The organism is Chloroflexota bacterium (assembly GCA_016875535.1).
Taxonomy (GTDB): Bacteria; Chloroflexota; Dehalococcoidia; order SHYB01; family SHYB01; genus VGPF01.
The window spans coordinates 21,445-40,020 of record VGPF01000005.1; the positions used below are offsets into that span (position 1 = coordinate 21,445).

At 63.6% G+C, this 18,576-nt stretch carries 20 protein-coding genes; 15 read left to right on the forward strand and 5 right to left on the reverse strand.

Annotated elements, in window-relative coordinates; genetic code table 11:
* Positions 1-63 precede the first annotated feature (63 nt).
* Together FJ039_02830 and proB are read right to left on the reverse strand one after the other, a co-directional pair.
* Complete coding sequence (locus FJ039_02830; protein MBM4405102.1) at positions 64-1,338, reverse strand: glutamate-5-semialdehyde dehydrogenase; 1,275 nt, start codon at positions 1,336-1,338, stop codon at positions 64-66.
* Positions 1,339-1,368: 30 nt separating this feature from the next.
* Complete coding sequence (gene proB / locus FJ039_02835) at positions 1,369-2,520, reverse strand: glutamate 5-kinase (protein MBM4405103.1); 1,152 nt, start codon at positions 2,518-2,520, stop codon at positions 1,369-1,371.
* Here proB and mfd point away from each other — a divergent pair.
* From mfd to FJ039_02850, 3 genes are read left to right on the forward strand one after another with little or no spacing between them, the layout of a single operon-like run.
* Entirely contained in the window at positions 2,519-6,133 is a 3,615-nt protein-coding gene (mfd, locus tag FJ039_02840; protein MBM4405104.1) for a transcription-repair coupling factor, read from the forward strand. The two genes, proB and mfd, sit on opposite strands and share 2 nt — an antisense overlap.
* Before the next feature lie 49 nt (positions 6,134-6,182).
* On the forward strand, positions 6,183-6,473 hold the full coding sequence (locus FJ039_02845; protein MBM4405105.1) for a type II toxin-antitoxin system RelE/ParE family toxin: 291 nt from the start codon (positions 6,183-6,185) through the stop codon (positions 6,471-6,473).
* A gap of 17 nt (positions 6,474-6,490) precedes the next feature.
* Positions 6,491-6,805, forward strand: a complete 315-nt coding sequence (locus FJ039_02850) for a putative addiction module antidote protein (GenBank protein ID MBM4405106.1) — start codon at positions 6,491-6,493, stop codon at positions 6,803-6,805.
* On the opposite strand, the gene FJ039_02855 is transcribed toward FJ039_02850, so the two are convergent.
* From FJ039_02855 to FJ039_02865, 3 genes are all read right to left on the reverse strand, one after another.
* Positions 6,791-7,051 carry a MoaD/ThiS family protein gene (locus FJ039_02855; protein ID MBM4405107.1) on the reverse strand — a complete coding sequence of 87 codons (261 nt, stop codon included), beginning with the start codon at positions 7,049-7,051 and terminating at the stop codon, positions 6,791-6,793. The genes FJ039_02850 and FJ039_02855 overlap by 15 nt on opposite strands.
* A 43-nt stretch (positions 7,052-7,094) precedes the next feature.
* Positions 7,095-8,333, reverse strand: a complete 1,239-nt coding sequence (locus tag FJ039_02860; protein MBM4405108.1) for a glycosyl hydrolase — start codon at positions 8,331-8,333, stop codon at positions 7,095-7,097.
* Between the two features lie 88 nt (positions 8,334-8,421).
* On the reverse strand, positions 8,422-9,159 hold the full coding sequence (locus FJ039_02865) for an HAD-IA family hydrolase (GenBank protein ID MBM4405109.1): 738 nt from the start codon (positions 9,157-9,159) through the stop codon (positions 8,422-8,424).
* A gap of 33 nt (positions 9,160-9,192) precedes the next feature.
* Between FJ039_02865 and FJ039_02870 the strand changes: the two genes are divergently transcribed.
* From FJ039_02870 to FJ039_02925, 12 genes are all read left to right on the forward strand, one after another.
* Positions 9,193-9,897, forward strand: a complete 705-nt coding sequence (locus FJ039_02870; protein ID MBM4405110.1) for a ComF family protein — start codon at positions 9,193-9,195, stop codon at positions 9,895-9,897.
* A 65-nt stretch (positions 9,898-9,962) separates the two neighbouring features.
* The gene (raiA, locus tag FJ039_02875) at positions 9,963-10,505 is read left to right on the forward strand and encodes a ribosome-associated translation inhibitor RaiA (GenBank protein ID MBM4405111.1); all 543 of its coding nucleotides are present in this window, start codon (positions 9,963-9,965) and stop codon (positions 10,503-10,505) included.
* The gene (locus tag FJ039_02880) at positions 10,502-10,864 is read left to right on the forward strand and encodes a DUF2784 domain-containing protein (GenBank protein ID MBM4405112.1); all 363 of its coding nucleotides are present in this window, start codon (positions 10,502-10,504) and stop codon (positions 10,862-10,864) included. The genes raiA and FJ039_02880 overlap by 4 nt, the downstream gene beginning before the upstream one ends.
* Positions 10,865-11,093: 229 nt before the next feature.
* Positions 11,094-12,062 carry a P1 family peptidase gene (locus FJ039_02885; protein MBM4405113.1) on the forward strand — a complete coding sequence of 323 codons (969 nt, stop codon included), beginning with the start codon at positions 11,094-11,096 and terminating at the stop codon, positions 12,060-12,062.
* A 7-nt stretch (positions 12,063-12,069) separates the two neighbouring features.
* Positions 12,070-12,987: a DUF2520 domain-containing protein gene (locus FJ039_02890; GenBank protein ID MBM4405114.1), complete on the forward strand. Its 918-nt coding sequence runs from the start codon at positions 12,070-12,072 to the stop codon at positions 12,985-12,987.
* Entirely contained in the window at positions 12,987-13,373 is a 387-nt protein-coding gene (locus tag FJ039_02895; protein MBM4405115.1) for an aspartate 1-decarboxylase, read from the forward strand. Before FJ039_02890 ends, FJ039_02895 begins: the two co-directional genes overlap by 1 nt.
* A 30-nt stretch (positions 13,374-13,403) precedes the next feature.
* On the forward strand, positions 13,404-14,246 hold the full coding sequence (gene panB / locus FJ039_02900) for a 3-methyl-2-oxobutanoate hydroxymethyltransferase (GenBank protein ID MBM4405116.1): 843 nt from the start codon (positions 13,404-13,406) through the stop codon (positions 14,244-14,246).
* Between the two features lie 9 nt (positions 14,247-14,255).
* Positions 14,256-15,092: a pantoate--beta-alanine ligase gene (locus tag FJ039_02905; GenBank protein MBM4405117.1), complete on the forward strand. Its 837-nt coding sequence runs from the start codon at positions 14,256-14,258 to the stop codon at positions 15,090-15,092.
* A gap of 45 nt (positions 15,093-15,137) precedes the next feature.
* Positions 15,138-15,947, forward strand: coding sequence for a 5'/3'-nucleotidase SurE (gene surE / locus FJ039_02910; protein MBM4405118.1), 810 nt, complete (start codon positions 15,138-15,140; stop codon positions 15,945-15,947).
* 9 nt (positions 15,948-15,956) lie between these two features.
* The gene (locus tag FJ039_02915; GenBank protein MBM4405119.1) at positions 15,957-16,643 is read left to right on the forward strand and encodes a hypothetical protein; all 687 of its coding nucleotides are present in this window, start codon (positions 15,957-15,959) and stop codon (positions 16,641-16,643) included.
* Positions 16,644-16,652: 9 nt separating this feature from the next.
* Positions 16,653-17,024: a dihydroneopterin aldolase gene (folB, locus tag FJ039_02920; protein ID MBM4405120.1), complete on the forward strand. Its 372-nt coding sequence runs from the start codon at positions 16,653-16,655 to the stop codon at positions 17,022-17,024.
* Between the two features lie 147 nt (positions 17,025-17,171).
* Positions 17,172-18,575, forward strand: a complete 1,404-nt coding sequence (locus tag FJ039_02925) for a magnesium chelatase (protein ID MBM4405121.1) — start codon at positions 17,172-17,174, stop codon at positions 18,573-18,575.
* Position 18,576: the final 1 nt, after the last annotated feature.

Genomic DNA, 18,576 nt, shown 5'->3' on the forward strand with positions numbered 1-18,576 from the left:
AGGACTGCTGGGGGAAGGTCGCGAAGTAGTATAGCAACCCGGTTGCGGGTTGCAATCGCGAGACTAGGGGCGCACCTGCCCATCGCCGAAGACGGTCCACTTGTAGGTGGTGATTTCACGCAGGCCCACAGGGCCGCGGGCGATGGTCTTTTGGGTGGAGTCAATGATTTCCGCGCCCAGGCCGAACTGCGCGCCATCCGTGAACTGGGTGGAGGCGTTGACATAGACGACTGCGGTGTCCACCTCATCCGTGAAGCGCGTGGCGGCGCTGTGGTCCTCGGTGATGATGGCGTCCGAATGGCCGGTGCCGTACTGGGCGATGTGGTCAAGGGCCTCATCCAGGGAGTTGACGACGCGGACGGCGGCCACCGGGGCAAGGAACTCCTTGCCGAAATCGCCCGGGGCGGCGGCAACGGCATTGACGCCCTGCTCTTTGGCGAGGGTGGCGCGGGCGCGCTCATCGCAGCGCAACTCGACGCCCTTTTCGGCAAGGGCGCGGCCGACGCGCGGCAGATAGGAGGCCGCGATGCTCTGATGGACAAGGAGCGTATCGAGGGCGTTGCAGATGGACCAGTTGCGCGTCTTAGCGTTGACGACGACGGCGACGGCCTTCTCCAGATCGGCCGAGGCGTCCACGTAGGTGTGGCAGACGCCGACGCCTCCGGTGAGGACGGGCATCTTGGCGTTTTCTGCGACGTTTCGGATCAGGTCAGCGCCGCCGCGCGGGACGACGATATCAATGTAGTCCTTGAGCGTGAGGAGATGGCCGATGAGAGCGCGATCCGTGTTGTCCACGAACTGCAAAGCCCCGGCAGGGACACCGGCCCTAGTCTCGGCCTCGGAGGCGACGCGGGCGAGGGCGGTATTGGAGTGTATCGCCTCCTTGCCGCCGCGAAGGATGCAGGCGTTGCCCGATTTGAGGCAGAGGGAGGCGATATCTATGGTGACGTTGGGGCGGCTTTCGAAGATGGCGGCGAGGACGCCGAGGGGAACGCGACGGCGGCTCACTTTGAGGCCGTTGGGAAGACGCCAGCCGTCTATGACCTCGCCGACGGGATCCGGGAGCATAGCGACTTTGCGAACATCGGCGGCGATGCCATCGAGCTTTTCAGGCGTCAGGCGCAGGCGGTTGAGGGGCGCATCGGCCAGGCCTGCGGCGCGCGCGGCTTCGATGTCCTTGGCGTTCGCCTCAAGGACTTCTTTCTCGTGACTCTTCAGCGCCCTGGCGATCTCCTCGAGGGCCTTGTTCTTGACCGTGGTGGAGAGGCCGGCAAGCTTGCGGGAAGCGGCCTTTGCCGCCTTAGCCTTCTTTTCTACGTCCTGCGCTGCGGATGTCATGGTTGCCATAGGCTCTTTCCTTGGTGGGGACTAACTCGCCTTCGCGCCGTCAACGAGGGCAAGGTCGTTCCGGTGCACGACTTCATCGCCGAAGCGATAGCCGAGGAGTTTCTGGACATCGGCGGAGCGCGCGCCTTTCACTTTATCGAGGTCGGCCGAGCTGTAGTTGGTGACGCCGCGAGCGATGCGGAGGCCACGGCCATCGCGGATGTCCACAAGGTCGCCTCGCTCGAACTTGCCTTCGACGGCGCGCACGCCAGCGGGGAGGAGGCTCTTGTTCTGGAGTGAGAGGGCCTTCGCCGCGCCATCATCCACAACGATGGCTCCCTTCGAACCGATGCCCGCGAGCATCCAACGATGTTTGCTATCAGCCCTGGCCGCAGCGGCGGCGAAGAGGGTGCCGACGGCTTCGCCGCGAACGAGCCTGGGGAGCACGTCCTTCTCATGACCATCGGCGATGATGACGGGAATGCCTGCGGCCGTGGCGACCTTGGCGGCTTGAATCTTGGTAATCATGCCGCCTCTGCCCCGGGCGCTCCCCGCGCCGCCGGCGAGATCTTCAATTGCGGCATCTATGCGCTCCACGCGAGGGAGGAGCTTGGCCTGGGCATCTTTGCGGGGGTCGGCGGTGTAGAGGCCAGCGATATCGGTGAGGATGACGAGCAGATCAGCGTGGACGACGGTGGCGACGACCGCCGAGAGGTTATCGTTATCGCCAAAGACGTCGTCGCGAATCTCCCGAACGTCCACCACGTCGTTCTCATTGATGATGGGAACGACGCCGAGGCTGACCAGGCCCTCTAAGGTGTTGCGAACGTTGAGGTAGCTTTCGCGGTTGTCCAAATCGCCCTTGGTGATAAGGGCCTGGGCCACGACGACTTTATGTCTATCAAACTGCTCCTGATAGCGGTGCATGAGCCTGCCCTGGCCGACGGCGGCCATCATCTGCTTTAGGGGGATGTCACGGCGGCTTTTGGGGAGGGCGAGGGCCTCCTGGCCTGCGGCGATGGCGCCGGAGGTAACTAGCAAAAGTTCGACGCCCTGCTTCCGCAGGCCCGCGATCTGGGCCACAAGGTCAGCAAGGAAGAAGGCGTCCAGCTTATCGCTGCCGCCTGTGAGGAGATTCGTGCCGACTTTGGCAACGACCCTCCGATATTTCAGAGAGACACCTGGTGCTGACATGGCTCTCCAACCCTGGCGGCAGGCATGCGCCGCATCTGAAAAGTATAGCACTTTCAGGGGTCGGCTCCGGCAGCAACCGCCTTGGTACAATGGTCTTACACGGGGTCGCTCGGCGAGCGAACCCCGGTTTCGTGTTGTCTTGAGGGATATGTCGAACCTTTTAGGGCTGCTGGATACGATCGGAGAGCTGCCCGGCTACCACGCCATGGAACAGGCGCTGGCGCGGCAGGGCGAGCCTGCTTCGGCCACAGTGATGGATGCGGCGAAGCCCTTCCTGCTGGCAGCGTTGTGGCGCAGGGGCCGCCGCCCCATGCTGGTGGTGACGGCACGGCCGGAGGCGGCGCGCGCGCTACAGGAGCAGGTGCTGAGCTATCTAGGTGAGATGGCTCCGGTCATCCTGCTCCCAGAGCCGGATGCGCTGCACTATGAGCGCCTGGCTTCAGAGCGGGTGACGATCCACCAGCGCCTGAGGGCCTTCAGCGCCCTGGCCGGGCTCACCATTGACGGCCCGCCGATGGTAATCGCTTCGGTATATGCGGCGGCAGTGCGCACGATCTCGCCAGGACTGCTCTGGGAGGCAACGCACCGCATCTCGCGCGGCTCCAAGGGAGACCCGGCGACGCTGATGCGCTCCTGGGCAGAGGCCGGGTACGTGACGGAGAGCGTGGCGGAGACGCCAGGCTCCATGAGCAAGCGCGGCGGCATCTTAGACATCTACCCGCCGACGAGCCCGCATCCTGTGCGGCTCGATTTCTTCGGGAACATCGTGGAGAGCATCCGCTACTTCGATCCGCTGACCCAGCGCTCCGAGGGCGAAGTGGAGGAGCTTGTCATCGGTCCGGCAACGGAGGTGCTTGCACCCCAGGGATGGAGAATGCCTTCGCTGAACGTCTCCGGGCTTAGCACGGCGGCGGCGGGTCGCCTGGCCGAGAGCCTTCGAAGGCTGGCAGAGCGCGAGCCGTTCGATGAATCGGAGATGTACCGAGGCCTGGTCAACGAGGCGATGGGCCTCGACTATCTCGGCGCTGAGGCCATCATTGTGGCGGACAATATCGCCAGGATGCACGAGGCGCTGGACGACATCGAATCCCAGGCGGCGGAGCTTCGCGAACGACTTATCAAGGACGGCGAACTGCCGCCGGATTTCCCACGCCCGTTTCCTACCTCCGCCGAGTTCACCCAGGCAGTGGAGAAGAGACGGCGGCGCTTGACGCTGGAACCCTTCGCCTCCACGGAAGCCTCGCTCCCGTTCACCACTGCGCCCGCTTACGCGGGGCGCAGCCGCGCCATGATGCAGGAGCTTGGCGTCATGGCGCGGAAGGGCGAGCGCATCGTGCTTGCGAGCCAGCAATCGCCGCGCCTGGCCGAGCTGTTGCAAGAGGCGGGCGTGCCGACAGCCACGGGACTCGATAGCGCCCCGGCGAAGGGTATCGTCTCCCTGGTACACACGAGCCTGGCGGAAGGCTGGTCGCTCGCCGAGGAGGGCATCACGCTCTTAACCGACGCGGAGATCTTCGGCATCGCGAAACAGCGGCGGTACATCCGACGCCGCCCGGTGCAGCGACAATCCATCATAACCGACCTAGCCGTGGGCGATCACGTGGTGCACATTGACTACGGCATCGGCAAGTTCATCGGCACGACGGTGCGGAAGGTGGACGACCGCGAGCGGGAATACCTCACGATCGAATATGCGGACGGCGACCGCTTGCTGACGCCGACGGACCAGCTGGACCGGCTCTCTCCCTACATCGGCGCGAGCGATAAGCCGCCGACGCTGACGCGGCTGGGCACGCAGGAGTGGACGCGCGCCAAGGAGCGGGTCAAAGAGTCGGCGGCAAAGGTGGCGAAGGAGCTGCTTGCCCTCTACGTAGCGCGGGAGATCGTGCAGGGGCATGCCTTCCCGCCGGACACGCCGTGGCAGAAGGAGATGGAGGCGGCCTTCCCCTACGTGGAGACGCCTGACCAGATGAAGGCCATCGTTGATGTGAAAAGCGATATGGAGAGGCCGAAGCCCATGGACCGCATCATCACGGGCGATGTGGGCTTTGGGAAGACAGAAGTGGCGATACGCGCCGCGTTCAAGACCGTCATGGACGGGATGCAGGCGGCGGTGCTGGTGCCGACGACGGTGCTGGCGCTCCAACACCTGGAGACCTTCCGCCAGCGCATGGCGGCCTTTCCCACGCGGATCGAGATGCTCTCGCGCTTCGTGAGCGACAAGCGGCAGACGGAGATCACGGATGACTTGGCGGAGGGCAAGATAGACATCGTCATCGGGACGCACCGCCTGCTGCAGAGGGATGTCTCGTTCAAGAACCTCGGCCTGGTGATCATTGACGAGGAGCAGCGCTTCGGCGTGGCCCACAAGGAGCGGCTGAAGGAGCTGCGGCGCGAGGTGGACGTTCTCTCCATGAGCGCGACGCCCATCCCGCGCACGCTCTACATGGCGCTGGCGGGGGTGCGCGACATGAGCGTGATGGAGACGCCGCCCGAAGAGCGCCAGCCCATCAAGACCTATGTGGCACAGTTCGACGAGCGGATGATCCGGGACGCGATTCTGCACGAGCTGGAGCGCGGCGGGCAGGTCTTCTTCGTCCACAACCGGGTCTACAACATCAGCGCCGTGGCCGAGCGCATCCAGCGGCTTGTCCCGGAGGCCCGCGTCATCGTGGGTCACGGCCAGATGCCCGAAGAGCTGCTGGAGCGGGTGATGCTGGACTTCCTGCAGGGCAAGGCCGACGTGCTGGTCTGCACCACCATCATCGAGTCGGGGCTGGATATGCCGAACGTGAACACGCTGATCGTGAACGACGCCGACCGGATGGGCCTTTCGCAACTGCACCAGCTGCGCGGGCGCGTGGGACGCTCGGCGAACCGGGCCTTCGCCTATTTCCTCTACAAGCCGGACCGCCAGCTGACGGAGACGGCGGAGAAGCGGCTGCGCACCATCATGACGGCGACGGAACTCGGCGCGGGCTTCAAGATTGCGCTGAAGGACCTGGAGATCCGCGGCGCAGGGAACCTCCTGGGCGTGGAACAGCACGGCTATATCAGCTCAGTGGGCTTTGAGCTGTACGTGCGGCTCCTGGGCGAAGCGGTGGAGGAGCTGAAGGCGCTGCGGGAAGACGACACGACAAAGCGGGAGCCGAAGCCGCCCGCGCCGATGATTGACCTGCCGGTGGCGGCGCACATCCCGGAGAGCTACATCGGCGATATGGGGACGCGGCTGACCATCTACACGCGCATGGCGCACCTGAAGGAGGCGACCGAGGTGGACGAAATCGCGGAGGAGCTGAAGGACCGCTTCGGCCCGTGGCCGGAATCGGTGGAGAATCTGCTCTTCATGCTGAAGGTGAAGCTGCTGGCGCAGAAGGCGGGCGTGCTGAACATCTCGACGGAGACGGGAGAGCTTGTCCTGACAGGCGACGAGAAGACATGGGCGAACCTGCTGGGCGTCCAGCGCCCCTACGGCGATGGGGTGCGGATCGGGCATACGCGGGTGCGGCTGGACATCAACAAGCTGGGCAGGCGCTGGCGCACGGTGCTGACGGCGATGCTGACGCAGGCGAAGGGGAGGGAGAAACAAAAATCGGCGGGAAACAGGCGGTGAGAAGCAGTCACCCTTGACAGAATTGTATCCTTCAGGATACAGTAAGCGCATGGCCGATATTCGCCAAACGGAGACCTACATCCGTTGGTTCTCACGACTCCGAGACGAGCAGGCACGGGCGAGGACCCTAGTGCGTATCCGGCGCCTTTCTCTCGGAAATCCAGGTGACGTCCGCCCAGTGGGAGAGGGCATCACTGAGATGCGGATTGATTATGGTCCCGGATACCGCATCTACTTCGTATACCGCGGGAACGAGGGCGCTATCTTACTTGCGGGCGGCGATAAGCGGACACAGGAAATGGATATCCGGGTTGCGCGTAATCTGGCAAGGAATCTCTAGTTAGAGGCATAGCACCAATGGCTAAGACACGAACCAAGCGCTGGGACCCTGCTACGTATCTCAAAAGTGATACCGCCGTGGCCGCCTATCTGCAAGCGGCCATCGAGGAAAGCGATCCCGCCCTGGTGACTGCGGCACTGGGCGATATCGCGCGCGCCAAAGGAATGACCGCCGTCGCCCGCCGAGCGGGACTTGGCCGCGAGAGCCTCTACAAGGCCCTCTCCCCAGGAGGGAATCCGGAATTCGCAACGGTCCTTAAGGTGGTAGAGGCGCTCGGCCTGAAGCTTCACGCAACGCCAAGGAAGCAGAAGCGGCAGCTAACCCCCGCTTAGGGCGCCGACGATCTGCACTTCGTCTTTCGGCTGAAGGGACAGGTTTAACGCGAAGGTCTGCTCGCCGTTCACGAAGATGCAAATGTGCTCGCGGATGCGGTCTTGCTCGTTGACGATGCGGAAGCGCAGGCCTGGGTAGCGCCTGTCCAGGTCGCGCAGGACGTCATCGAGCGTGGCGCCCGCCGCTTCGACGGACTTCACCTTGCCGGTGTAGGAGTGCAGCTGCGAAGGGATCAGGACTTTCATGGAGTCCCCGGGATGACCCTAGTTCATCCCCTACCGGGAGGGCCTACACTTCGGCGGTCTCTATCGCATAGACCTGGGGCAGGTTGCGGGCGATGCACTTCCACGCCTTGCCTTCGTTCACGCCGGCCCAGACTTCGCCTGTGGTGGTGCCGAAGTAGACGCCGACGCTGCTCTTTACGTCCGTCGCCATGGCCTGGCGGAAGACGGTCCACCAGGCTTTCTCCCTCGGCAGGCCGCTATCCTGCCGCTTCCAGGTCTTGCCTGCATTGCTCGTCATGTAGACGGCGGGCTTGCCATCGGGGCTGGTGCGCGGCCAGACGGAGGTGCCGTCCATCGGAAAGCCCCACGCCGTATCCGGGTCGCGCGGATGGACGGCGATGGGAAAGCCGATATCGCCGACGGCCTTGGGCATCTTGAGGCCGATGCGCTCCCAGCGGTCAGCGGGGCGATCAAGCTTATAGATGCCTGTGTGTGCCTGCATGTAGAGGCGGTCGGGCTTGGCCGGGTGCAGGACGACGCAGTGCGGGTCGTGGCTCGGGGCATCGTCGGCCTTGTCGTCCGGCAGGAAGGCGTGCTTCATGCCCTTGATGAGGGGCGACCATGTCTTGCCCTGGTCCTTCGTCTCGTGGACGCCGCCGCTGGACATGCCGATGTACATATGCCGCTTATCGCGCGGGTCAATGATGATGGAGTGCATCATCGGGCCATTTGGCGTCCCGTCCTGCGCGCCGCCGTTCCACCGACCCCAGCTCGGGTTGTCGTTGAAGCTGGGAAGGCCTTCCCAGGTGACGCCGCCGTCCTGAGAGCGGAAGATGCCCTGCGGCGATGTGCCTGCGTACCAGACGTCCGGCTCGCTGGAATGGCCGGGGGTAAGCCAAAAGGTGTGCTTCACAACATGCCCGGCAAAGCGGCACCACCACTGGTGGTCTATGCTGCCATCCTTCGGCTGGGCCAGGCAGGCCCCACACGGCTCCGTTGCGCGTTCGCCGCTCGCAACCTTCTTGAAGGCAGGCGGCTTGGCCGCCTCCTTCCACGTCTTGCCGCCATCCACGGAGCGGAAGACCGTGGGGCCCAGGTGGCCTGTGACGGCTGACATCAAAAGCGTCTTGCGATCACGGGGGTCCTGCACCATGTGATGGACGGTGGAGCCGAGCATGATAGGCCCGGTGAGTTTCCACGAGCGGCGAGCGTTATCGCCGCGGAGGATGAAGCCTCCCTTTTTGGTGCCGATGAGGAGGGAAGGGGAACCGCCGGAGGAGCTGCAAGGAGCTTTCTTTGCCATGTGCGACTCGTTTCTAGGCAGAGGCGTTGCTGCCAATGCTGGGGAGCATTGTACGCCGCAAGGCAAGTGAACGGAGGGCTACGGGCGGCTACTGCTCCGTGAGGCGCGGCAGCTCCGTGAGGGAGACGATGCGGTCAACATCCGTATGCTCGAGGAGCAAATGGTCACGATCCAGGAGGACGGGGCGGATGCCGACACCTCGGGCGCCCGCGACGTCACCGGCATACTGGTCGCCGACGTGCATCGCCTCATGGGGTTTCACACCGGCCTTGGCGAGGGCGGCAAGGAAGATTGGCGGGTGGGGCTTCTCCGCGCCAGCTGTCATGGAGCTGACGACGAAGTCCATGTACTGGGCGATGTCGAGGTCTTCGCAAAGCTGCTGGAGGTCGCGGTAGATGTTAGAGATAACGCCCAACTTGAGGCCGCGCGCGTCTAGAATCTCCAGGGTGGGAAGCACGTCGTCGTAGAGCGCCAGCTCGGAAGGAGCTTCGCGAACCTTGCGCCAGACCTTTTCCGCAACCTCCGCCGTGACCTCGATGCCCGCGCCTTTCAGGATGAGCCGCTCATATTCGGCGAAGAAGGCGTCGCGCTCCTCCTCGGATCGTTTCTGGACGTGGCGTATGGCGTTCTGCTCGGTCATAAACTTATCGGCGGCGTTGTAGCCCTTCACGATGCCATCCGGCGAAGGACGCAGGCCGAACTGGGCCGCCGCGGCGATCTGGATCTGCTCCCGCTGGGGGTAAAAGCGGCACAGGGTGTTATAGAGGTCGAAGAAGACGGCTTTAATCATGGGGTGCGGCGCTCGTGCTACGATGTCGCCGTTCATTCTAGCATAGGATTCCTGAGGTAGGAGGCGGCTGTGCCCTTCGCCCAAGCCATCACCCGGAGAGCGCGCGGCCTTCGGGAGCAGATGCTGGACTTTGTATTCACCCCCAGGTGCGTCCAGTGCGAGCGCGAGGGGTCGTACCTCTGCGCGCGCTGTCTCTCGCAGGCGCGCAGGCTTTCGGGCGCATATCAGCCCTCAGGCACGGTGACCACGGAGAGCGGCGCCTGCATCAGCGAGCGCATCGCCATCGAAGGGGTCTACGCCCCCTTCGCAATGGAGGGCGCGGTGCGCGAGGCGATCCACCAGCTGAAGTACAAGGGCCTGCGAGCCATCGCGCGGACGCTTGCAGAGCATATGGCGGAACATATGAAAAGTGAAGGTCTCACTGCTGACGCCATCATCCCTTTGCCATTGCATAAGCGCCGCTTCCGCGAGCGGGGCTATAACCAGGCGGAATTGCTTGCGGCTCACGTCTCACGCGCGAGCGGCATCCCATTGCGCACAGACCTTACAGCGCGCACGGCCTTCCTCGGCCCGCAGGCGCGCTCAGGCAGCCTGGCCGAGCGCTGGAGTCACGTTCACGGGGCCTTCACCGCGCGGCCGACGGCCTCCGGGCTGCGCATCCTCCTGGTGGACGATGTCTGCACCACCGGCGCGACGCTTAACGCCTGCGCCGCCGCCCTCAAGGAGGCCTGGGCGGCTTCTATCATCGGCCTCACGTGCGCGCGTGAAATCTAGGTTGCACGTCCTACAATAGAGACAGAGGCCGCCCCCTTATTACCTCACCTCTTCAGGAGGGTCTCATGGACATCCAGCTCGGCGCGAAGGGTTTCGAGCTTCGGGAGAACCTGGAAACGTACACCACGGAGAAGATCGAGCATCTCCAGAAATACCTGCCGGGCATCAGAACGGCCCGCGTAGAGCTGGTCAAAGAGAAGACCAGGGCCTCCGCCGACCAGAATATGGTGCAGGTGACGCTGAACGTCCAAGGGGCCACGCTCCGCGTGGAGGAGCGGGCCGCCACCTTCCAAGCGGCTGTGGATGCCGCGACGCTTGCCCTTCGCAAGCAGCTAGAGCGGTTCAAGGGCAAGGTCTACCGGGCTGAGCAGCGCGGGCGGCGCAAGATGAAGGAGGCGGGCCTGGTGATGGAGCGGGAGGAGAGGTCGCCCATCATGCGGAGGAAGAGCTTCTCCATGAAGCCGGTGACGCCGGAAGAGGCCATCGAAGAGATGGAGGGGCTGGATCACGCCTTCTACTTCTTCATGAACTTGGAGACGGGCACGTATAGCGTCGTCTATCGGCGTAAGGCTGGGGGATACGGGCTCATCGAACCGGCGAACCCGTGAAGGCCGTCTATAGGACCGGGGCAGATCTCGTTCTTTTTAGCCACTTTCTTTTTGCTCTGACTGCCGTTTTGGGCGGCTTCGGCGCCATCGCGGCCATCTGGTGGATGTGGATCCAGGTGCCGACGGTCATCTGGTCGTCCGCCATCAACCTCGTCGGATGGACCTGTCCGCTAACGCCTCTTGAAAAGCGGCTCCGCGTTGCGGGCGGAGGCGCCTCATACCAGGGAGGCTTCATCCACCACTACCTCGGCCCCCTGGTCTATCCTCGGGGCATGCCCCGCACGCTTTCCCTGGTGGCGGGGGTCTCCGTCCTCGTCGGAAACGCCATCGTCTACGGCATCGTCTTCCTGATTCGCTAAGGGAATCCGGCTCCTCTTGCCCCCTCTTGACCTGCCTGGTATAGTGATTCCGCTTAGACATCGACCCCTCGTGGCGATGAGCGAAGCAGCGGTCTAAACAGTAGTTTAGTAGTCGCTTGGATCGTGCAAACGACCGAGACGGCGGAAGCAATGGCTTGTTGCAAAGCCCTCTCGGTCTATGCGAGAGGGCTTTTTTCTTGCCCCCGCGAAGGCACATTACGAGAAGGATATGTGGAACGCCATCACGGACGTCGCAGGGATCCGGGTCGGGCACTGGACGGACGCCAAGGCGCTCACCGGCTGCACCGCAGTCCTCTGTGAACGGGGCGCAGTGGCGGGCGTAGACGTTCGCGGCGCCGCCCCAGGGACACGGGAGACCGACCTGATGCGACCGGGAACGCTCATCGAGCGCGTCCAGGGGATCCTCCTCACCGGCGGCAGCGCCTTCGGCCTGGATGCCGCAGGCGGCGTCATGGCATGGCTGGAGGAGCGCGGCGCCGGCTTTAAGATCGGCACGTGGAGCGTCCCGCTCGTCGGCGCGGCGGTCATCTTCGACCTCGCGCTGGGCGATGGCAGCGTCAGGCCGGGTGCAAAGCAAGGCTACGCAGCGGCCAAAGGGGCGAAGGACGGCCCGGTGGCCGAAGGAAACGTTGGCGCAGGGGCAGGAGCCACCGTGGCGAAGATGCTGGGGCCTGCTGCCCTGGTGAAGGGCGGCCTCGGAACGGCCAGCAAGCGGCTGGGCGACGGCACGGTAATCGGAGCGATCGTCGTGGTGAACGCAGGCGGCGAGATCGTTGACCCGAAGAGCGGGAAGACCGTCGCAGGGCCGCGGAAGGCGAAGAGCAAAGGGTTCGAAAGCACGATGGCGCTCCTGCAGGCGAAGCGGAGCGCCCCGCCCCCGGGCGGCAATACGACTATCGGAGTCATAGCAACAGACGCACAACTGACAAAAGAACAAGCGAATAAAGTAGCGCAGATGGCCCAGAACGGCCTTGCCATGGCGGTCCGCCCAGCCCACACGATGTTCGACGGCGACACCATCTTCGTGATGGCGACCGGGGAGCGGAAGCAGCGGACGAACCGCTCGGACGTCACGGTGATCGGCGCGACGGCCGCCGAAGTGACGGCTGAGGCAATCGTCAGAGCGGTTAAGGCTGCCAAATCGGTGCCCGGCGCGCCCGCGATACGGGACCTATAAAGAGCATATGCAGCAGTTCAACAACATAGGGTTCATCGGAGCAGGGAGGCTCGGCGGCACGCTGGCCGAGGCTCTTGCGCGGCGCGGTTATCGCATTGCGGCCGTCTCCTCACGCTCCCATGCCTCCGCCGCGCGCCTCGCCAACGGCACGGGTCAGGCGCCGCTCGTTTGCAACTCGCCCCAAGTCGTCGCAGATCGGTGCGACCTGGTCTTTATCACAACCCCGGATAACGTCATCAAGGAAGTCGCCGACTCCATCACCTGGCGCAAAGGTCAGAGCGTGGTGCATTGCAGCGGCGCATTGACCGTGCTCGCCCTGGATTCGGCGGCCCGCGCAGGCGCGAACGTCGCCGGCTTCCATCCCATGCAGACCTTCACCACGGCGAACCAGACCCTGGACGACGTTACCATCGCCATCGAAGGCGCAGACGAGATCGCCGGGGCGCTGGCCCGGGTGGCGCGGGACATCGGCTGCAAGCACGTTATCCTTGCATCGGGGGACAAGACCCTCTATCACATGAGCGGCGTCCTGGCGAGCAACTATGTGGTCACCCTCCTGAACCTCGCCGAAGAGCTCTGGGAGGCCCTTGGCATCTCCCGCGCAGCCGGACGGGAAGCCCTGCTGACTCTTCTCAAGGGAACCATCGCCAATATCGAGCAGGCCGGGAGCGTCCAGGCCCTCACCGGGCCCATAGCCCGGGGGGATGACGCCACCATCGCGGCGCACCTTGAGCGCCTTGCCACCGACGCCCCCGCACTGCTGGCCCTCTATCGAGAATTGGGCCAACTCACCATCCCCATCGCCCAGGCGAAGGGGACACTTGACGAACGAACCGCGCAAAGGCTGCGCGCTATCCTCAGCGGTCCGGACGACCGCTCTCTATCACCACGGAGCGCCACAGCTCCCAAGGAGGAACTGCGATGATGAGGAGAATGTTGAAGAGCAAGCTCCATCGCGGGACAGTAACCGAGGCGAACGTTGACTACGAAGGCAGTATCACGATTGATGCCGACCTTATGAAAAAGGCGGACATCCTGCCATACGAAGAGGTCCACGTCCTCAGTGTGGACAACGGCGCGCGCCTGACCACCTACGCCATCGAAGGGCCTCCCGGCTCCGGCGTCATCTGCGTCAATGGCGCGGCGGCGCGGCTCATCCACAAGGGCCACACGGTGATCATCCTCACCTACCAGACCTTGGGCGATCGGGACTCCCACGACATCCACCCGACGCTCTGCTACCTGGACAAGAAGAACCGCATCGAACGCATCGGCCATCAGGACCGCGCAACAGTCACGCTCGGAGTTTAGACAGCCGAGAATCCTCCAAGGAGGCAGACGATGCGCATCACCGTTGACCAGATCAAACAGATGAAGAAGAGCGGCGAGAAGATCGCCATGCTCACCGCCTACGACTATCCGACGGCCAAGCTCGCCGACGCTGCGGGCGTGCAGATGATCCTCGTCGGCGATAGCCTGGGCATGGTAGTCCTGGGGTACGAGTCAACGCTGCCAGTGACGATGGACGAGATGCTGCACCATGTCAAAGCAGTGGTCCGCGGCAGCAGCAAAGCGATGGTCGTCGGCGATATGCCCTTCATGTCGTACCAGGCCAGCCTGAGCGAAGCGATGCACAATGCAGGCCGCTTCCTCAAGGAGGCGAACTGCCAGGCGGTGAAGCTGGAGGGCGGCGAGCGGACGGCGGAGACGATCCGCCACATCGTGCAGGCGGGGATCCCCGTGGTGGGGCACATCGGCCTCACGCCGCAATCCGTCAACCAGCTGAGCGGCTACAAGCTCCAGGGCAAGACGCCCAAGGCCGCCGTCCAGCTCATCAAGGACGCCCACGCCCTAGAGGAGGCAGGCGCCTTCGCCATCGTGCTCGAGTCCATCCCTGCGCCCTTGGCGAAAGTCATCACCGAGCGCATCGGCATTCCCACCATCGGCATCGGCGCGGGCGTGGAGTGCGACGGCCAGGTGCAGGTCTTCCACGACATCATGGGCCTCTACCCCGATCTTTCGCCCAAGCACGCCAAGCGATACGCCTCCCTGGCGGGAGTGATGCAGAGCGCCATCGCCGCGTATGTGGATGAAGTGAAGCGGGGCACGTTCCCCACCGCCAAAGAGAGCTACGGCCTGGACAACACCGCGGTGCGCGAACTGACCGAGATCGCGGCGCGCTAACTTCGCCCGATGCACGTTGTTCACACCGTCGGCGAATGCCGGCGCATCCGCGCCATGCTCAAAGGCGGCCTGGGCTTTGTGCCCACCATGGGCTACCTCCACGAAGGGCACATGACCCTGGTGCGCCATGCCAGGGCTGCAAACGACCACGTGGCCGTCAGCATATTCGTCAACCCGGCGCAGTTCGGGCCGAACGAAGACTTCGCGGCCTACCCGCGCGACCTCAACCGCGACCTGGCAATGCTGGAGCAAGAGGGCGTGAGCTTCGTCTTCAACCCCTCGCCGGAGGTCGTCTATCCCAAGGGCTTCGAGACCTACATGGTCCCCGGCGAGGTGGCCGAGCCGCTAGAGGGGGCGCGACGGCCGGGCCACTTTCGCGGCGTGGACACCGTTGTGGCCAAGCTCTTCAACATCGTCCAGCCGCACCGCGCTTACTTTGGGGAGAAGGATGCCCAGCAGGTGCGGGTCATCAAGCGGATGGTGAAAGACCTGGACATCCCCGTGGAAATCGTCATCGTCCCCACCGTCCGAGAGCCGGACGGACTGGCGATGAGCAGCCGCAACATCTATCTGAACGAGCGCGAGCGCAAGGCCGCCCTCTGCCTCATCAAGGGGATGCGCCTCGCGCATTCCCACTGGCAGGAGGGGAAGCGCAACGCGGAGACCCTGCGCAAGCTGGTGGAAGAGACGATAGAGGCAGAGCCCCTTGCCGCGCTGGACTACGTCTCCCTGGCCGATTCCGAATCGCTCAACGAGCTGCACGGCACCGTTTCGGGCGCGGCGCTGCTCTCCCTCGCCGTCCGCATCGGCAAGACGCGTCTTATCGACAATATGACGCTGGAATAGCCGGGGCTCACGTGCGCTACAATGTCGTGAGCCCCTTGTCCCGGCATCGCGAGATTCCCAGGAGATGCGCGCTTGAACATCATCGTGACCAATGATGACGGCCTGCACACCCCAGGCATCTGGCACTTGGCCCAGGCCCTCACCGACCTGGGCAACGTCACCGTCGTCGCGCCCGATCGGGAACAGAGCGGCGTGGGCATGGGCATCACCTTCCATAATCCTGTCCGCATCTCAGAGGCGATGTCCCGGATTCCCGGCGTCAAGGCCTACATGGTTGAAGGCACCCCTGCAGACAGCGTTATCCTGGCTGTGCAGGCCGTGCCGCCGCTGCCGGTGGACCTGGTGGTCTCCGGCATCAACGAAGGGGCGAACACGGGGCACAACGTCCTGGTCTCGGGGACGGTGGGCGCCGCCTTTCAAGCCCACTTCTGGGACATCCCGTCCATCGCCGTCTCCGTAGCGGGGATCCGCGATTGGCGGTTCGATGTGGCGGCAAAGGCAGCGCAGACCCTCGCTAGGATGTTCAAGGACAAGACCCTCGCCGGGCCCATGGTGCTCAACGTCAATGTGCCGAACATCCCGATGGGCGACATCGAGGGCGTCAGCGTCACACGGCTGGCAAAGGGCCGTTTCACGGATACGCTCCAGCGCGTGGATAGCTTCAAGCAGGACGCATTCTATTTCTGGCTGGCGCGAGGCAAGGCTGAGTGGACGGAAGAACCGGATACGGACATCTGGGCCATCAAGAATAAACGGATCTCCATCAGCCCGCTGCACATTGATCTCTCGGCCGATGTCACCTCTCCCCTTCTGGCCGAATTCGCGCCCAGCATCTTCAGGGCGATCAAGCCGTAAGCGGCGATCATGGGCATCATGCAGAACATCCCGCTTTTCCCCCTGGGAACAGTCCTATTCCCCAAGCAATATCTGCCGCTCCACATCTTTGAGGAGCGCTACAACCTGATGATCGGCGAATGCCTCCGAGACAAATCGCACTTCGGCGTCGTCCTCATCCGTGCGGGGCGGGAAGCGGGCGGCCCGGCGATCCCCTTCGAGATGGGGACGACGGCGCGCATCGTGGACATGCAATCGCTGGAAGGCGGGCGCATGAACATCAAGACCATCGGCGAGCGCCCCTTCCGCATCACACGCATTACCCAGGAGCGTCCCTACATGCGTGCCGATGTGGAGTACATCGAATACACGGCCGGCGCCGCCAAAGACGTACAGGAGAGTGTCCGGGCGGTCCGTCAGGGCTTTGAGGTCCATCTGGACCTCCTTGCCGCACTCTCCAACCGGGAACGTGTGAACCTAGACCTGAACGTGGAGCCGGAGGGCCTTTCGCTGCTGGTCGCCAGCGTGATGGCCATTGACAACCAGGAGAAACAAGAGCTCTTGAAAATCACAAGCGCCGGGGAGCGCCTTACGAAAGAGGCGAGCATCCTGGCGAGAGAGAATCGCACCCTGCAGACCTTCCTCTTCCTCAAGCAGCGCGCCAAGAACGACAAGCCAAGCGACGGCGACACCACCATCCGCATCTCCCCGAACTAGGAGCGCACCGTGGCACAACGAGACATCATCCGCCTGGAAGGGCTCGTCTTCTTCGGCCGCCACGGCGCGCGCAGCGAAGAGCAGTCCCTGGGCCAGCAGTTCGAGGTGGACATCGAGATGCAGGCCGATCTCTCCAAAGCGCGCGCCTCCGACCGCCTGGCAGAGACGATTGACTACGGCAAGGTCTATGAGACGGTGCGCCAAATCATGGAAGGCCCCAGCCGCAACCTCCTTGAACGCTTAGCTGAAGAGGTCGCAACGACCATCATCGCCGCCTACAAGCCCGATGAGGTGAAGGTTGTCGTGCGCAAACCGCGCCTTCCCATCCTCAAAGGCGTGCTCAAGGGCGTTTCGGTAGAAGTGCGCAAGAGCCGGGCCTAAGCCCAGGCTGCGCAAGCTACTTGCTATTCGCTAGCCCCGCCTAGTATAGTGGCCCCATCGGGCGTTTCTTTTCCTGATACGGAGCCGATGTCGCGCCCCTCTTGCCGCCCGTCAGACCGATCGTAAACACAAGACGAGGTGTCCCCCATGCCAAAGACCTCTCGAGCGCGCACTCTTGGTGAACTGAAGAAATCAGGCTGGCAATCGCTGACCGTGAAGCAAGAGCTGCGCAGGAACCTCATCGAGAAGATGCGCAAGGGGCATGAGCTCTTCCCCGGCATCGTCGGCTATGAAGAGACTGTCATCCCGCAGATAGAGAACGCCATCATCGCGGGCCACGACCTCATCTTCCTTGGCGAGCGCGGCCAGGCAAAGTCGCGCCTCATCCGCGCCATGGTCAATCTCCTGGACGAATACATCCCGATGATTGACGGCAGCGAGGTGAACGATAACCCCCTGGCCCCCATCTCCAAGTCCGGGGCGGACATCATCAAGGAGAAAGGCGACGACACGCCGATCTCCTGGCTCAATCGGGAACTGCGCTACGCCGAGAAGCTCGCTACGCCCGATATCACCGTCGCGGACCTCATCGGAGAGATTGACCCCATCAAGGTGGCCCAAGGGCGCTACCTTTCGGACGAGCTGACCATCCACTACGGCATGATCCCCCGCAACAATCGCGGCATCTTCTGCATCAATGAACTGCCTGATCTCACGGAGCGCATCCAGGTGAGCCTCTTCAACCTCATGGAAGAGCGGGATATCCAGATCAAGGGCTATCGCGTGCGCCTCCCGCTGGACGTCTACGTGGTGGCCAGCGCCAACCCGGAGGACTACACCAACCGCGGGCGCATCATCACGCCGCTCAAGGACCGCTACGGCTCCCTGATCCGCACTCACTACCCTAAGCACATCGCCCATGAGATCGCCATCGTCGAGCAAGAGGCGCACACGACGGAGGACACGGGCATCAAGGTCTTTGCGCCCCGCTACATGAAGGAGGTCATCGCTGAACTGACCTCCCTGGCGCGGCGCAGCCCGGACATCAACCAGCGCTCGGGCGTCAGCGTCCGTGTCTCCATCTGCAATTACGAAAGCATGATCAGCAACGCCGTGCGCCGCGCCATCCGCGCCAAGGAAGGCATCGCCGTGCCGCGCGTCACCGATCTCCAATATCTCCTCGCCTCCACCAACGGCAAGATCGAGCTGGAGAGCGTGGAGGAGGGCCGCGAAGGCCGCCTCTTGGAAGAGCTCATCAAGAAGGCCGTCCTCAACGTCTTCAACAAGCGGTACACGATTCAAGACTTAGATAGCGTCATCGGGAAGTTCGATGGCGGGACGCAGGTGGAGGTCTCGGAGGTTCTGCCGTCTAGCGCCTACGTGAAAAAGCTCAACGATATCCCCGAGCTGCGCGAAGCGATGCGCAAGCTCGATATCCAGGAAGATGCTTCAAGCATCGCCTCCGCCATGGAGTTCATCCTGGAGGGCCTGCACCTCAACCGCAAGCTGAACCGGGATAAGGTCGAAGGAGCCTACCGCTACCGGGGCTAGG

Bases quoted from the DNA above. Each gene is read 5' to 3' on its own strand.
- FJ039_02830 (MBM4405102.1), bottom strand. From the start codon at position 1,338: ATGACATCCGCAGCGCAGGACGTAGAAAAGAAGGCTAAGGCGGCAAAG.
- mfd (MBM4405104.1), top strand. From the start codon at position 2,519: ATGGCTCTCCAACCCTGGCGGCAGGCATGCGCCGCATCTGAAAAGTAT.
- proB (MBM4405103.1), bottom strand. From the start codon at position 2,520: ATGTCAGCACCAGGTGTCTCTCTGAAATATCGGAGGGTCGTTGCCAAA.
- FJ039_02845 (MBM4405105.1), top strand. From the start codon at position 6,183: ATGGCCGATATTCGCCAAACGGAGACCTACATCCGTTGGTTCTCACGA.
- FJ039_02850 (MBM4405106.1), top strand. From the start codon at position 6,491: ATGGCTAAGACACGAACCAAGCGCTGGGACCCTGCTACGTATCTCAAA.
- FJ039_02855 (MBM4405107.1), bottom strand. From the start codon at position 7,051: ATGAAAGTCCTGATCCCTTCGCAGCTGCACTCCTACACCGGCAAGGTG.
- FJ039_02860 (MBM4405108.1), bottom strand. From the start codon at position 8,333: ATGGCAAAGAAAGCTCCTTGCAGCTCCTCCGGCGGTTCCCCTTCCCTC.
- FJ039_02865 (MBM4405109.1), bottom strand. From the start codon at position 9,159: ATGAACGGCGACATCGTAGCACGAGCGCCGCACCCCATGATTAAAGCC.
- raiA (MBM4405111.1), top strand. From the start codon at position 9,963: ATGGACATCCAGCTCGGCGCGAAGGGTTTCGAGCTTCGGGAGAACCTG.
- FJ039_02885 (MBM4405113.1), top strand. From the start codon at position 11,094: ATGTGGAACGCCATCACGGACGTCGCAGGGATCCGGGTCGGGCACTGG.
- FJ039_02890 (MBM4405114.1), top strand. From the start codon at position 12,070: ATGCAGCAGTTCAACAACATAGGGTTCATCGGAGCAGGGAGGCTCGGC.
- FJ039_02895 (MBM4405115.1), top strand. From the start codon at position 12,987: ATGAGGAGAATGTTGAAGAGCAAGCTCCATCGCGGGACAGTAACCGAG.
- panB (MBM4405116.1), top strand. From the start codon at position 13,404: ATGCGCATCACCGTTGACCAGATCAAACAGATGAAGAAGAGCGGCGAG.
- FJ039_02905 (MBM4405117.1), top strand. From the start codon at position 14,256: ATGCACGTTGTTCACACCGTCGGCGAATGCCGGCGCATCCGCGCCATG.
- FJ039_02915 (MBM4405119.1), top strand. From the start codon at position 15,957: ATGGGCATCATGCAGAACATCCCGCTTTTCCCCCTGGGAACAGTCCTA.
- FJ039_02925 (MBM4405121.1), top strand. From the start codon at position 17,172: ATGCCAAAGACCTCTCGAGCGCGCACTCTTGGTGAACTGAAGAAATCA.